The sequence below is a fragment of the Psychromonas sp. KJ10-5 genome (assembly GCF_055808325.1).
This window is the reverse complement of record NZ_CM147864.1, coordinates 3,674,433-3,688,917: the sequence shown is the minus strand read 5'-3', so window position 1 is coordinate 3,688,917 and position 14,485 is coordinate 3,674,433. Positions and strand designations below refer to the sequence as shown.

The window sequence follows — 14,485 nt, the reverse complement described above, 5'->3', positions numbered from 1 at the left end:
AAATAAAGGCGTTTAAAATGGATTCTAAAAAACTAAAAATCCTATTCATTTCATCTGAAGTGGAAGGATTCTCAAAAACTGGTGGCCTTGCAGATGTAGCTAAAGCATTACCATTAGAGCTTCGTAATATGGGCCATGAAGTTGTTATTATTACCCCATTTTATCGTACTCTCGAGCATCGCGAAACTGCACACCAGGTACATCAACTCCATTTAAAAACAGATAACGCAAGGCCCGATATTCCCTTTTCGGTACAGGCGCTCTCTTTAGATGGTATAAAAGTATTAGCCATTGATAATGCGCATTACTTTGACCGAGCTGGTTTATACGGTGAAGAAAATAATGCCTATGCTGATAATGGAGAACGTTTTGCTTTTTTTGGTCTCGCAGCCTTATTAACAGCAATCGCAGAAGATTTTTCTCCAGACATCGTCCATTGTAATGATTGGCACACCGGACTGGTGCCTTATTTATTAAAAGCACGATTCCATAATAATAACCACTTTATTGACACTAAGACCGTACTTACGAGCCATAACTCTGCTTACCAGGGTATTTTCGAAAAGTCTCAATTGAATTTAATTCCTGAAGTAAGTTCTTGCATGGACGAACGTGTTTTAGAAGGTTATAGCTATATAAACTTTTTAAAGGTCGGTGTTATTTATGCAGACAAAATCAATACCGTTAGCCCTAACTACGCCAGTGAGCTATTAACAACACTAGGTTCACATGGCATGTCAGATCACTTTATCGAACGTATTCACGATTTTGAAGGTATTTTGAATGGCTGTGATTACAACGATTGGAGCCCTGAGACAGATAAACTAATCCCTTACCATTTTGATAGCAACGATTTATCGGGCAAAGAAAAATGTAAGGAAGCATTACAGAAAGAAGTCGGATTATCGGTCAATGATACACCTATTTTTGGCATGGTATGTCGTTTAACCGATCAAAAGGGGTTTGGTTTAATCATTCCTATTTTAGAAAGCTTCCTAAGACATAATGTACAACTAGTAATTGTTGGCTCTGGAGACCCAGCTATAACAGGACATTTAACCGCATTAGCTGCACATTACTCGGATAACTTTAAGTTTATTAACGGTTATAGTAATGAGTTATCACACCTTATTGAGGCTGGCTCTGACTTCTTCTTAATGCCATCGATCTTTGAACCTTGTGGTTTAAATCAGCTATACAGCTTAGCTTACGGCACGTTACCTATAGTACGTGCTGTAGGTGGTTTAAAAGATACGGTTATCGATTATGATCAAGATCCTGATAACGCTAATGGTTTTATGTTTTATGAACCGAGCGCTAATGAACTACTCAATATTTTAAGACGCGCTTTATTACTTTATATTGAACACCCAGAAGAGATGCTACGTGTAAAAACACAAGCAATGCGTTCGCACTTTTATTGGTCTGACTCGGCTAAGCATTATGAACGTTTATATCATAGTGCTCTGCATATTAGACCGCAGTGGTCATAATCAATAAGACTAAATAATAGATATAAAAAAACCTGATTTAATCAGGTTTTTTTATATCGGTTTAACTTAAGATAAATTAACTAAGAATGGGTCTCGAGATAACTTCTTATTATTATCAGCTTGGAACCAATTAAGCTTAGTTGATAGATTAACGACTTCACCTATAATCATAATCGTTGGACCTTCTAAACCACCACCTAAAGTAGATAATTCAGATAATGCACCAGTAATGACTTGTTGTTCATTGGTCGTCCCTTTATTGATTAAAGCCACAGGCGTATTAGCATCACGGCCATTAATTAACAAATTTGTTTGAATCTCTTGTGCTCGTAATAAGCCCATATACACAACCAAGGTTTGATGTGGTGTCGCTAAAGACTTCCAGTCCAATGCTTTACCATCTTGCTTTCTATGCCCTGTCACGAAAGTGACCGATTGTGCATAATCTCGATGAGTTAATGGAATACCGGCATAGGTGCTACACCCTGAAGCGGATGTGATCCCTGGGACAACTTGAAAAGCAACGCCAGCTTCAACTAATTCTTCTAGCTCTTCTCCACCGCGCCCGAAAATGAAAGAATCACCACCTTTAAGGCGCACCACCTTCTTACCTTGCTGTGCAAACTCAACTAACATTTGATTAGTACGAGATTGCTCAACTTCATGTTTACCAGCGGCCTTACCTACAGAGATCAGGTCAGCATCACGACGAACTAAATCTAAGATCTCTTTTGATACTAATCGATCATATAAAACGATATCTGCCTGTTGCATTAGTTGTAATGCTTTAAGCGTCAGTAAAGATGGGTCACCCGGACCAGCACCAACCAATGCAACATCCCCCTGAGCCACTTCATCAGTCAAATTGTCTTCCATAAATTGCTGTGCTTTGTCAATTTGTCCTTTTTGTAGCAAGCTTGCTAAATCGCCATTACCGAATAATTTTTCCCAATAACGACGACGTAAAGACTCTTTAGTAATAACTTGTTTAACACGGTGTCTAAATTCACCGGAGATCTGTGCTAATCGTCCTAAGTGCATCGGCAATAAGCTTTCTAAACGCTCACGTATCAAACGAGCTAACACAGGAGCTTTACCACCACTAGAAATAGCAACAACAATAGGAGAACGATCAACAATTGAAGGCATAATGAAGCTACATAATTTAGGCTCATCAACAACGTTAACTAAGATTTGTTTTTGCTCTGCAAGTTGTGCAACATGCTCATTAATATGAAGCTGATTGGTAGCCGCAACCACTAACCATTTACCATCCATAAGATCATCTGAGAAAGGTGCTTGAATCACTGATAGTTGCTTATTTCTGGCTTTCTCTAATAACGAATCACAAATATCAGGGGCACAGACAGTAATGGTGGCATTCGCTTTTAATAAAAGGTGCACTTTACGCGCAGCAATATCTCCACCACCTACCACTAGGCAATGACGGTTCTGTAATTTGGTAAAAATCGGAAGATAATCCATATATATCTCAGGTTAACAAGTCGAGGTCGACACTATAAAGAATAACGGGTGTAATATAAAATACTTAAAATATATTATTTATGAAGATTACATATATAAATAAACCATCCTAGTTTATTTAACTAATTGCTTTATAAGCAGTAAATATACACCCAATGAATATTAAACTACATTACTCCTAATATGAGGAAGTAGATCAATCGTTACACAAAAGAGTAATTAACGGATCAAGGCCCTTACCCCATCATGAATAGTAAATATGCCCAAAATTTCATCTTGGTCAAGAACAGGTAAACAACTAATATCGTGCGTTAACATTAAGGTTAATGCATCTTTAACTGATGTATCTGGTGCGACTGTGACTGGAGAGCGAGTCATCACTTGATGTGCAGGGCGCTGAGCTGTATTAAGGTCACGCATTAGCTCTGCCTCTGTATCTAAAAAAGGACTTAAGACTCTTAATACATCCCTATCACTTATTACACCTTGTAACTTCCCCTCTTCCACTACTAATAAATGATGAAAGCCAGCCTGTGAAAGAATGTTTTGAAGAACAGGAATACGGTCATCCATGGTAACGGTGACAACTCTTGATGTCATTGCTTCTACAACTTTCATACCCACTCCCTTTTAAACCGTACTTAACTTTCCGCAGAGCCTTTCATTTAGATATAAAAAAAGGCCAGTACAACTGGCCTTATTATAAACGCTTAATAGCAAAAAAATAGATTAGTTATTAACGAAGTCAACACCTAGTTTAATATCAGCATGTAATACTGATAGCATCTCTTGTTTCTTCGCTTCTTCGAATGCACTTAACTCACCACAAGGTAGAACACGATCAATACCGTTTTTACCTAATAATAAAGGTTGAGCAAAGAATGGAGAATCTGGGTTTCCACCATCTACATAAGCATTCTGAATAATACCTTGCTTACCTGATAACGCTTTAACAAGATTGACACCAAATACGGCAGCTGCACGCGCCATAGATAATGTAGCAGAACCACCGCCCGCTTTTGCATTAACGACTTCAGTACCAGCATTTTGGATACGGTCAGTTAAATCAATAACTTCTTGGTCTGTAAATTCAACATTTTGAACTTGAGATAATAAAGGAAGAATAGTAGTACCGCTGTGGCCACCGATAACGTTCACAAATACGTCTTCAGATGGGATGCCTTTAAGCTCACCAACAAACTCTTCTGCACGAATAACATCTAGCGTAGAAATACCAAAAAGTTTGTTTTTATTGTAAACACCTTTTGCTTTTAACACTTCAGCAGCGATAGCCACAGTCGTATTTACAGGGTTTGTAATAACACCGATACATGCAGTAGGCGCAACATCAGCAACTTTGCCGATTAATGTTTTAATGATGCCAGCATTGATATTAAATAAGTCTGAACGGTCCATACCTGGCTTACGTGCAACACCCGCAGAAATTAACACTACGTCAGCACCTTCTAAAACAGCCGTTGGATCATCGCCACCAACACCGTCAACAGTAACGCTTGAAGGGATGTGACTTAAATCTTTTGCAACACCCGGAGTAACTGGAGCAACGTCGTATAGTGATAACGTAGAGCCTGCTGGTAAATCTAATTTAAGTAATAAAGCGAGGGCTTGACCGATACCACCTGCAGCACCAAGAACAGCAACTTTCATATTTTTCTCCAATGAAATAAAAATGTTTAAGTATTTAAGAGTAATCATATCTATTCTAAAGTGAATAAATACGCATGTGTGAAATATGTTAAATAATTGTGACTAATGTTAAAGATTAGCTTATTTGTAAATGAATGGGTACTACTAAATTCCTTTGTTCAACACTAGTTTTGAGGAAAATATTGATCATAAATTTGTTTATAAGTACCATTTTCAACAATTAACTTCAAACCTTCATTTAAACGTAAACGTAAATCATCATTGCCTTTTTTTACTGCAATGCCATAACCTTTCGAAAACTGCTCAACAAACACAGATTCTGTTCTACTGATCACCAAAGGTTGCTCTTGCTCAACTTGTTTACTCAAGAAGTCATTCACAACTTCAAAATCTGCAAAGACAACATCGATTTTGTGACGCTGTAAATCCTGCAAAGCCGCTTTAGATGAGAAATAAGGGACAATGTAACTATTTTCGGGGGCGAACTTAATCAGATAATTTTGGTTCGAGGTGTTTGCTTGCACGCCAATCAATTTACCACTCAGAGAAAAAGCAGTTTGTAATTGCTCTTTACTAACAAAAACCGGCGGTACTTTATAATAACTGTCACTGAAATCGACTTTATCCAATCGCTCACTAGTAATATCTAATGCAGCAATCACCGCATCATATCGCCCAAAGGGAAGGGTTAACAATAAGCCATCAAAACGGTGATGTTCAAAACTACAACTCATATTCATTTCAGCACAAATAGCATAGGCAATATCGATATCAAAACCGGCTATTTTTTTATCTGGAGTTAAAAATTCAAAGGGGTAGTAGTTGGCATCTGTAGCAAATCTAACTTGTATTTTTTCTAACGCTTGGGCACAAAGAGAGGTTGACAATAAGATACTAATAAACACAAATTTACGCGTTAAAAAAGTCATAATATATCGTCCTGATAAGATTTAATTGAAGCAAATGTTAGCAGAACTCCAGTTAAGAAAGTAGCTATCCTGCAATAAATGCATTTATTTTATAAAAAACGAATAAATATGCAAAAAAAGTGATATTTAATCTATTAACTAGGTACTAATTTAGATTAAAATAAACCCTTTATTATAAATAGATGGGAACAGCAATGCGCAAAGCTTCTGAATTGATGGACTTTTTTAAATGTTTGCTTAAAAAAGAGCATTTAAGCTCACAAAGTGAGATTGTGGACGCTTTAATCGAAGCTGGTTTCACCCACATTAATCAATCCAAAGTATCTCGAATGCTGAGTAAAACCGGCGCTGTACGAACGCGTAATGCAACCGGTGACATGGTGTATTGTTTACCTGTTGAGCTTGGCATTCCAACGACGACCAGCCCGCTAAAAAACTTAGTTGTAGATATCGACCATAATGATAGCTTAATCGTCATTAGAACCAGTCCTGGTGCTGCTCAATTAATTGCTCGCTTACTTGATTCAATGGGTAAAGCAGAAGGGATTTTAGGCACTATCGCCGGAGACGATACCATTTATATTGCCCCTAGCAACACAGCGAAAATTGAAGAAACGCTAGTGGTTGTACATAAATTATTTGATTAACTAATAACGTAACCCAACGAATAAGTTAATGCTTCAGTGAGTATTAACTTAAATAGTGCCCAATACATGTGCCATTTTCACTTACTCCCCCGCAATATGACTAACCATTCATCATAGAATACTTAGCTAAACTCCGCTGCAAGCTAATTTTAAAAATTTTTCTATACTCAAATAGGTTCATACCGCTTACGGCAATGCAGTAATCAGTACAAAAGGAGAGGGAAATGAAATGGGATCGTGGTTTTACCTTAATTGAATTACTCATTGCGATAGTTATTCTTGGCATCATTGTCAGTATTGCTTATCCTTCATATCAAAATTTTCTGCTAAAAACTCGACGAGTAGAAGCTCAAACAGAGCTCATTAAAGCGCAAGTAGAACAGAGTAGTTACCGCATCACTGAACCAAATTACAGCACGGACAACAATCAGATAGGCTTACCAACGACACATGACTTTTATACTTTTAGTATTGTTTCAGCATCAGCCCACACATACCTTTTAAAGGCGCAAATAAAAGATGGTAGTACACAAGCGAATGACCAGCTGATTTGCCAAACCCTGTATATTAATCAAAGCAATGTAAAAACAAGCGATGGGGAAAAAGAAAACACCGCTTGCTGGTAAAATTAATTACCCCAAAGCGGTGTTTAGTGCAACAGCCACAACTTAATATTGTAATGAGTAAAGTTGTTACGGGTTAATACCCGCTTGATAGCTCTTCACTTTTTAAGAACTTCAATGGCTTACCGAAAACATGTTGATAAATCACATTATAAGCGAGTACATTTTGTACGTAAGCGCGAGTCTCATAAAATGGGATAGTATCTACCCAGCTATCGATATCAATGCCTTTATTGCCTTTTTTCTTCTCTTCACTAGTCCATCTTTCAACACGGTGAGGCCCCGCATTGTAAGCTGCAGTGGCTAAAACTCGGTTACCGTCATAACGTGTTAATAAGCCATTAAAATAAGCGGTACCTAACTGAACATTTAATTCACCTTCATTTAATTGCTCTACGTTAGAATATTCCGTTAAACCAATTTTTTTCGCCGTTTCCTCTGCTGTCTTAGGCATTAATTGCATATAACCACTTGCACCTACAGGAGATTTTGCATGTTGATCAAAACTACTTTCACGACGAGTAATTGCATAAATATAGGTTGGCTCAACATCATATTGTTTAGCCGCTTCAACAAACAACTCAGATTTAGCATTAGGAAAACGTATGTTTAATGCATTCCAACTTTTTGAATTAATGCTGGCGAGTACAGATAAATATGGCCAATTTTTATTGTAAGCATATAACCCCAACTGCTGTTGTTTTGTTTTACTCTGGTTACTCAGTAATCGCTGCCATTGTCGTTTTGCTGGTACATTAAGTTCATGGTAAAGCAGTTCCTCAATCACTGATAACTCACTCTCTAAACCAGTTAAACTGCCCTTTTTCTCAACAATCGCCTGTGCGTTAAGTGAAAAGTCGACGCCAAGCTTTTGAGCTGCCATAAACCCATGGAAATTTCGGTTTTTAGCTACTTTCTCAAAAAGTGCATTTGCTTGTTCAGATTTACCTTTATTGGCTAATACACGAGCTTGCCAATATAACCAAGCCGATGAGTTGCGTTTATCATCAGGTAATTGAGAAATCCAAAATTCAATATTTTTCCAATCATCAAGTTTAATAGCATAGCGGATACGTTGCTCAATCAGCGACACATTACCTAATTTACCTAGCTCATTATCTAACCAATTAAAATACTGGCTTTTATCTCGCTGTACAATAATTCGTGCAAACTGTGTTTTAACTTGTTTCTCTTCACTAGTTGTAAAAGCAATTTTTTTCGCATAGAAGTTATAGTATTCCATGGCTTTACCTAAATCTTGATTTGCTAGACGCTTGATCGTAGGTATTAAAAAGCTAAAACTTGGTGCTGAACGAGATGGGAATAAGTCACTGTTTAATAGTGTTTCAGGCTTTTCATGTAAGTCGTACAAGTTTTTAGCCAACGCTAATTTATCTTTATCCATTCTTGCCATTAAAAAGCGCATTAAACCACGCTTATTATTCACAAAGCCTAACTCAAAACGTTTCCACACATCATCTTGAGTTAGTTGGTTAGCGTCTTGATAAAACACATACACATCGTCACATGCGTTAGGTAAAGAAGTACTCGATAACCAATATTTCTGAGCATCAGGCCAAGCTTTTTCACTATTCCCTGTCGCAATAGCAGCCTCTAAATAATGACACTTCAACTGTCGATTATTAGGCATTCTCGGATAGGTGGTCATAAATTGAGCCCAGTCCTTTTCTTTTGACAAGTGAAATAGGTAGCTGCGTTGCAGATCATCGGCTGCAATCTTGCCTTTGTTTTTTGCAATAAAGTCCAGAACAGCTTGATCACTCACCGTATCCATATTTGCTTTCAAATAATAATAGTCAGCAAGATAAGCTATTGGGTAATCAGCTATTTTTTGAATATTTTGATTGGCTTTTTGCCACTCTTCTTTTTCTTGTAATGCTAAGGTTTCAGCAAAAACGTCTCGCTGCGCATCTAAACTTAATGCACTTGCGAAGCTTGATGTTGAAAATAACAAACACCCTAAGATTAATCTTTTCATAACACCTCAACATAAATAATAACTAATTAAAACATCATTTCACAAAACAACTGACGATAGCAACTCTTGAGTATAACTATGCTTAGCATTTTCAAATATCTCAGAAGTCGAGCCTTGCTCTACAACTTCTCCCGATTTAAGTACTAATACTCGATGACTAATTGCTTTTACGACAGATAAATCATGACTAATAAACAAGTAACTTAACCCCAGTTCCTGCTGCAAAGACTTTAACAATTCAATAATTTGTTTCTGAATACTTCTATCTAACGCCGACGTTGGCTCATCCAAGACAATTAATTTAGGCTTTAAAATTAATGCCCTTGCAATAGCAATACGCTGTCGTTGTCCACCAGAGAACTGATGGGGGTAGCGATTTCCAGCATCACTATCCAAACCAACTTTTAATAAAACTTGCTTCACTTCATCATCTATCGCTTGTTCACTGAGATGGTTATGTTCATTAAACACATGCAACCCTTCCGCCACAATATCTCGCACCGACATTCTCGGGCTCAAACTTGAGTAAGGATCTTGAAACACAATTTGTAGTTGTTGACGTACTCGCTGTAATTTATTTTTGTCTAACTTACTGACTATTTCTCCTAAATAAACCACTTCGCCACTATATTTATTTAATTGTAATAGTGACTGCGCTAACGTACTTTTACCAGACCCACTTTCACCAACAATAGCTAACGTCTCACCTTTATGAATGCTTAAAGAGACATCTTTTACCACATGTGATGACTTAATCACTTTTCCCCAAAAATTATTTTTAATAGGGAAGCTAACGTTCATCTTGTACGCAGTTAAGATAACTTTAGGATCAACTAATGCAGGCATTTCACCAGTAGGTACTGCATTTAATAAGGTTTTAGTGTATTCATGCTGCGGGGCTGTAAATACATCTTGTGTTTTTTGATACTCAACCTGTTGCCCCTTAGACATCACTAGTACGTCATCAGCAAACTGCCTAACCATATTCAAATCATGAGTAATTAATAAAATGCCCATATTGAGCTTCTTTTGCAAAGACTTTAGTAAAGCTAATATCTGCTTTTGAATCGTTGCATCTAACGCCGTTGTAGGTTCGTCAGCAATTAATAGATTAGGTTCATTTGCCAACGCCATTGCAATCATTACCCTTTGGCGTTGTCCTCCTGAGAGCTCGTGGGGATAGGCATTCAATCGCTCTTCAGGCCGTTCAATGCCCACTAGTTCCAATAGTTCAATCGTTCGTAGCTGTGCCTGCTTCCCTGTTAACCCTTTATGTAATAATAGTGTTTCACCAATTTGTTTTTCAATGCTATGTAACGGATTCAAAGAAGTCATTGGCTCTTGAAATATCATGCTGATTTTATTCCCACGAATCGCTTCTAACGCTTGTTCAGGCTCACCCATTAATGATTGCCCCTGAAAGTAAATATGACCAGCAGGATGATGTGCGTGTGGATACGGTAATAATTGTAAGATAGATAATGCTGTTAACGACTTCCCGGAGCCACTTTCACCCACTATCGCTAATGTTTTTCCCTGTTCTAAAGTAAAACTAACATCTGATAAAATGGACTGCTCAGCAAAACTAACAGCAAGGTTTTCAACAGCTAACAACGGTATTTGCATACTCATAATGTTTTCCTTGGATCAAAGGCATCCCGAGCTGCTTCACCGATAAAGACCAATAATACTAAGATACTAGAAAGTGAAATGAATGCTGTAATCGCTAACCAAGGTGCATGCATATTATCTTTACCTTGTGAGATCATTTCACCGAGAGAGGCTGATCCTAAGGGCAAACCAAAGCCAAGAAAGTCTAAGGACGTCAAAGTGGTTAATGCACCTGTGAATAAGTAAGGCATAAAGGTAAGCGTCGCAATCATTGCATTAGGTAAAATATGTTTGAACATTATTTTACTATCTTTAACACCTAATGCTTTTGCAGCTTTTACATAATCTAAATGGCGTCCGCGTAAAAACTCTGCTCGCACCACACTCACTAAACTTGGCCAACTAAACACAATCATTAATCCTAATAACCAAGTAAACGTAGGCTCCACGAAACTAGCTAAAATAATCAGCATGAACAGCATAGGTAACCCTTCCCAAATTTCCAACAAGCGCTGCCCAATCAAATCTATTTTACCGCCATAATAACCTTGTATTGCCCCAACAATCACACCTATCACTGAACTGGCGATGGTTAACGCTAATGCAAATACCACTGATATCCGAAAGCCATAGATTAAACGTGCTACCACATCGCGCCCTTGATCATCAGTACCTAACCAATTCATAGCATCAGGTGCAGAAGGAGCAGCTGAAGTAAGCTCATAGTTGATAGAGTCATAATAAAAAGGGATCACCGGCCAAATCATCCAGCCCTCTTGATTAATTTTATTCGCCATGTAAGGGTCTCGATAATCTGTGGTGATATCAAAATCACCCCCAAAAACTTGCTCAGGGATATCTTCAACCACAGGAAAATACCAATTCGACTGGTAAGAAACCATAATCGGTTTATCGTTTACCCACACCTCGGCAATCAAACTTAAAAAGAACAATAAGCTAAAAATCCACAACGAATAATAACCACGTTTGTTAGCTTTAAACTGTGCCCAACGTTGATGATTACTTGGATTTTTTCGCATGCGTTGCCAAGTTAATAATAACGACATTATTGCCCCTCAAATGTAATGCGTGGATCAATTAAGGTATAAGTAATGTCGCTAATTAACTTCAAGACTAAGCCCACTAAAGTAAAAATATACAACGAGCCAAAAATAACCGGATAATCTCGAGAAATAACTGATTCAAAACTCAATAACCCTAAACCATCTAATGAGAAGATCACTTCAATCAGCATCGCTCCAGTAAAGAAGATACCAATCAACGCGGCAGGCAATCCAGCTAATACCAATAACATCGCATTTCTAAAAATATGCCCATACAAAACTCTATTTTTCGAACACCCCTTCGCCCTAGCTGTAATCACATATTGTTTATTGACTTCGTCTAAGAAAGAATTTTTGGTAAGCATGGTTAAAGTGGCAAAACTGGCTAAGACGCTAGCTAAAATAGGTAAGGCTAGATGCCAAAAATAATCTTTAATTTGACCAAGCCAGGAGAGTTGCTCAAAGTTATCAGACGTTAAACCGCGCAATGGGAACCAACTAAAATAAGAACCACCAGCAAAAAGTACGACTAAAATAATCGCAAAGATAAAGGCAGGAATAGCATAGCCAACAGTAACAGCAGTACTGGTCCACACATCAAAACGACTACCGTGGCTAGTTGCTTTTTTGATCCCTAAAGGAATCGAGATAAAGTAAGCTAATAAAGTGGTCCATAATCCAAGTGAAATGGATACCGGCATTTTTTCATAAATTAAATCAATGACGCTTTTATCGCGATAAAAACTATCCCCAAAATCAAAGTTTATATAGCGCCATAACATGGAAAAATAACGCTCATGTAAAGGTTTATCAAAACCATACAACTTTTCCAAGGCTGCAATATATTCAGGATCTACCCCCTGCGCACCTCGATATTGACTTTGCTTGTTTGCTCCTTGCTTTATCTCACTTTCAGTACTTGAAGTTATACGAGAACTGGCATTTGCATCAATACCTTGATACTTAGCAATAGCCTGCTCTACTGGTCCACCTGGGGCAACTTGTACAATGAAAAAGTTTAAGGTCATGATGCCTAACAACGTAGGAATTATTAACAGCAACCTTTTTAAAATATATTGCTGCATCTATTGCTCCTTATCATTATTGGATGAGATCGCTTCCTTTGACCACCAAGTATCTATACCAAGTTCATAATCGGGTGCAACCTTCGGGTGCTCAAATTTATCCCAATAAGCAATGCGCGAAGCTGGTAAATACCACTGTGGAATAACCATATCCTGCGATAATAATACTCGGTCTAATGCCTTGGTGGTGTCCACTAACTCTTGCCGGGTAGTCGCGGTAATGAGTTGATTTGTTAATGCATCAATGACAGGTGAACATATCCCTCCCCAATTGGATGTTCCCACTTGGTTAGCACTTTCACACCCCCAAAAACTCGCTTGCTCATTACCAGGAGAGATAGATTGCCCTTTACGTAATGACACAAGATCAAACTGAAAATTATTTAAACGATTAATAAATTGCGAAATATCCACTAAACGAATATTCGTTTTAATGCCTATTCGCTGAAGATTACGACGGAATGGATGAATAATCCGCTCGAAGTCATTGCTATATAACAAAAATTCAAAGCTTAATTGTTCACCCTGTTGATTTTGCATTTTGCTGTCTTTTAAGGTGTAACCCGCTTCTGCTAATAACGCCACTGCTTCACGCATTTGTGGCCTAACGTTGCCATCAGCGTTTGTTTGATTTTTGACTAGAGGAGCAAACACAGCGCGAGGGAGTTGATCTTTATAAGGCATTAAAATAGCTTTCTCAGTATCGCTAATCATTGCTTGTGTTGCTAACTCAGATCCCGAGTAAAAACTCTCTATACGTGTATAAGCATTGTAAAATAGAGTTTTATTTGCCCATTCAAAATCAAATAATAATGAGATCGCTTTACGCACTTGAGGATCTTTAAACTTATCTCGACGTAAGTTGAACCAAAAACCTTGCATTCCCTGCGGATTCTTATCAGCAATTTGCTCTAATTTAATTTGGCCTGTATCGAACTGTTCCCCTACATACCCCGTTGCCCAACGCTTAGAAGAGCTTTCTAAGCGATAATCAAAAGCCCCAGATTTAAATGCCTCAAAAGCCACTGCATCATCACGATAATAGTCAAAAATTAGTTGGTCAAAATTGTAGCGCCCTTTATTAACCGGTAAATCTTTTGCCCAATACCCCTCATTACGTTGATACACAACTTGCTTTCCCGCATCAAAATGCCCAACACGATAAGGCCCTGAACCGATAGGTATGATGAAACCACTTTTAGCGAAGTCTTTATCTTTCCAAAAGTGCGCAGGTAAAATAGGGATTTGTCCAATAATTAAAGGCAGCTCACGGTTTCCTAACTCTTTGAATTGAAAAGTAACCCTCAATCTATCATCCACAACAACTTTATCCACACCAGCATAATAGGAGCGGTAATGCGGCGCACCTTCTGTGGTTAAAATATCAAAACTAAATTTAACATCTTCTGCGGTAATTGGCCGACCATCCTGAAATGTTGCGTTAGGGTTAATTAAAAAACTCACAGAACCGAAGTCATCTGCGACCTTCACTTTTTCAGCAACTAACGGATATAAACTAAAAGGTTCATCACTAGACTGTTGTAATAACGTATCGTAGATGTAAGAAACACCTGCCGCGGCATTTCCTTTTACAATATATGGATTAAGTGAATCAAAACTACCAATTGATGCTTGTTTAAAAATACCTCCCTTAGGCGCATCAGGGTTCACATAATCAAAGTGTTGGAACTTGAAATCATATTTTACGTCCCCATACATACTAATAGCATCATGCCAAGATGCACTATGAGCAAAAAAACTCATTGTAAAAAGGGTGCAAAATATGTAACTGTGTATATGCTTAATCTGATTCATAAAACAAAGTAGCTCTAATAAAGTAATCGCACAAGAGTATTTAAGATATCAAATGATTAAGTTAAA

At 37.8% G+C, this 14,485-nt stretch carries 12 protein-coding genes; 3 read left to right on the top strand and 9 right to left on the bottom strand.

The window, feature by feature from the left end:
• Nucleotides 1-17 precede the first annotated feature (17 nt).
• Complete coding sequence (glgA, locus tag AC0L3W_RS16210) at nt 18-1,493, top strand: glycogen synthase GlgA (protein WP_409440044.1); 1,476 nt, start codon at nt 18-20, stop codon at nt 1,491-1,493.
• Nucleotides 1,494-1,559: 66 nt separating this feature from the next.
• Here the strand turns inward: glgA and cysG are convergent, their stop codons facing one another.
• From cysG to AC0L3W_RS16190, 4 genes are all read right to left on the bottom strand, one after another.
• Nucleotides 1,560-2,978, bottom strand: a complete 1,419-nt coding sequence (gene cysG / locus AC0L3W_RS16205) for a siroheme synthase CysG (RefSeq protein ID WP_290038923.1) — start codon at nt 2,976-2,978, stop codon at nt 1,560-1,562.
• Nucleotides 2,979-3,197: 219 nt separating this feature from the next.
• Nucleotides 3,198-3,602 carry a CBS domain-containing protein gene (locus AC0L3W_RS16200; RefSeq protein ID WP_290038922.1) on the bottom strand — a complete coding sequence of 135 codons (405 nt, stop codon included), beginning with the start codon at nt 3,600-3,602 and terminating at the stop codon, nt 3,198-3,200.
• 105 nt (nt 3,603-3,707) lie between these two features.
• Nucleotides 3,708-4,646 (bottom strand): malate dehydrogenase, encoded by a 939-nt coding sequence (gene mdh, locus AC0L3W_RS16195; RefSeq protein WP_290038921.1) that lies wholly within the window; start codon nt 4,644-4,646, stop codon nt 3,708-3,710.
• Nucleotides 4,647-4,810: 164 nt separating this feature from the next.
• Entirely contained in the window at nt 4,811-5,575 is a 765-nt protein-coding gene (locus AC0L3W_RS16190; RefSeq protein WP_290038920.1) for a transporter substrate-binding domain-containing protein, read from the bottom strand.
• Between the two features lie 182 nt (nt 5,576-5,757).
• Here AC0L3W_RS16190 and argR point away from each other — a divergent pair, with 182 nt between their 5' ends.
• Nucleotides 5,758-6,222 carry a transcriptional regulator ArgR gene (argR, locus tag AC0L3W_RS16185; RefSeq protein WP_409440045.1) on the top strand — a complete coding sequence of 155 codons (465 nt, stop codon included), beginning with the start codon at nt 5,758-5,760 and terminating at the stop codon, nt 6,220-6,222.
• Between the two features lie 224 nt (nt 6,223-6,446).
• Nucleotides 6,447-6,848 carry a type IV pilin protein gene (locus tag AC0L3W_RS16180; RefSeq protein ID WP_290038918.1) on the top strand — a complete coding sequence of 134 codons (402 nt, stop codon included), beginning with the start codon at nt 6,447-6,449 and terminating at the stop codon, nt 6,846-6,848.
• A gap of 73 nt (nt 6,849-6,921) precedes the next feature.
• Here the strand turns inward: AC0L3W_RS16180 and AC0L3W_RS16175 are convergent, their stop codons facing one another.
• The 5 genes from AC0L3W_RS16175 to AC0L3W_RS16155 are packed head-to-tail and all read right to left on the bottom strand — an operon-like array spanning nt 6,922 to nt 14,368.
• Nucleotides 6,922-8,844, bottom strand: a complete 1,923-nt coding sequence (locus AC0L3W_RS16175; protein ID WP_409440046.1) for a transglycosylase SLT domain-containing protein — start codon at nt 8,842-8,844, stop codon at nt 6,922-6,924.
• 39 nt (nt 8,845-8,883) lie between these two features.
• Nucleotides 8,884-10,476: an ABC transporter ATP-binding protein gene (locus AC0L3W_RS16170; protein WP_409440047.1), complete on the bottom strand. Its 1,593-nt coding sequence runs from the start codon at nt 10,474-10,476 to the stop codon at nt 8,884-8,886.
• Nucleotides 10,473-11,522, bottom strand: coding sequence for an ABC transporter permease (locus AC0L3W_RS16165; protein WP_290038915.1), 1,050 nt, complete (start codon nt 11,520-11,522; stop codon nt 10,473-10,475). Before AC0L3W_RS16165 ends, AC0L3W_RS16170 begins: the two co-directional genes overlap by 4 nt.
• On the bottom strand, nt 11,522-12,604 hold the full coding sequence (locus tag AC0L3W_RS16160; RefSeq protein WP_290038914.1) for a microcin C ABC transporter permease YejB: 1,083 nt from the start codon (nt 12,602-12,604) through the stop codon (nt 11,522-11,524). Before AC0L3W_RS16160 ends, AC0L3W_RS16165 begins: the two co-directional genes overlap by 1 nt.
• Nucleotides 12,605-14,368, bottom strand: a complete 1,764-nt coding sequence (locus AC0L3W_RS16155) for an extracellular solute-binding protein (protein ID WP_409440048.1) — start codon at nt 14,366-14,368, stop codon at nt 12,605-12,607. It abuts the gene before it with no gap.
• Between the last annotated feature and the right edge of the window lie 117 nt (nt 14,369-14,485).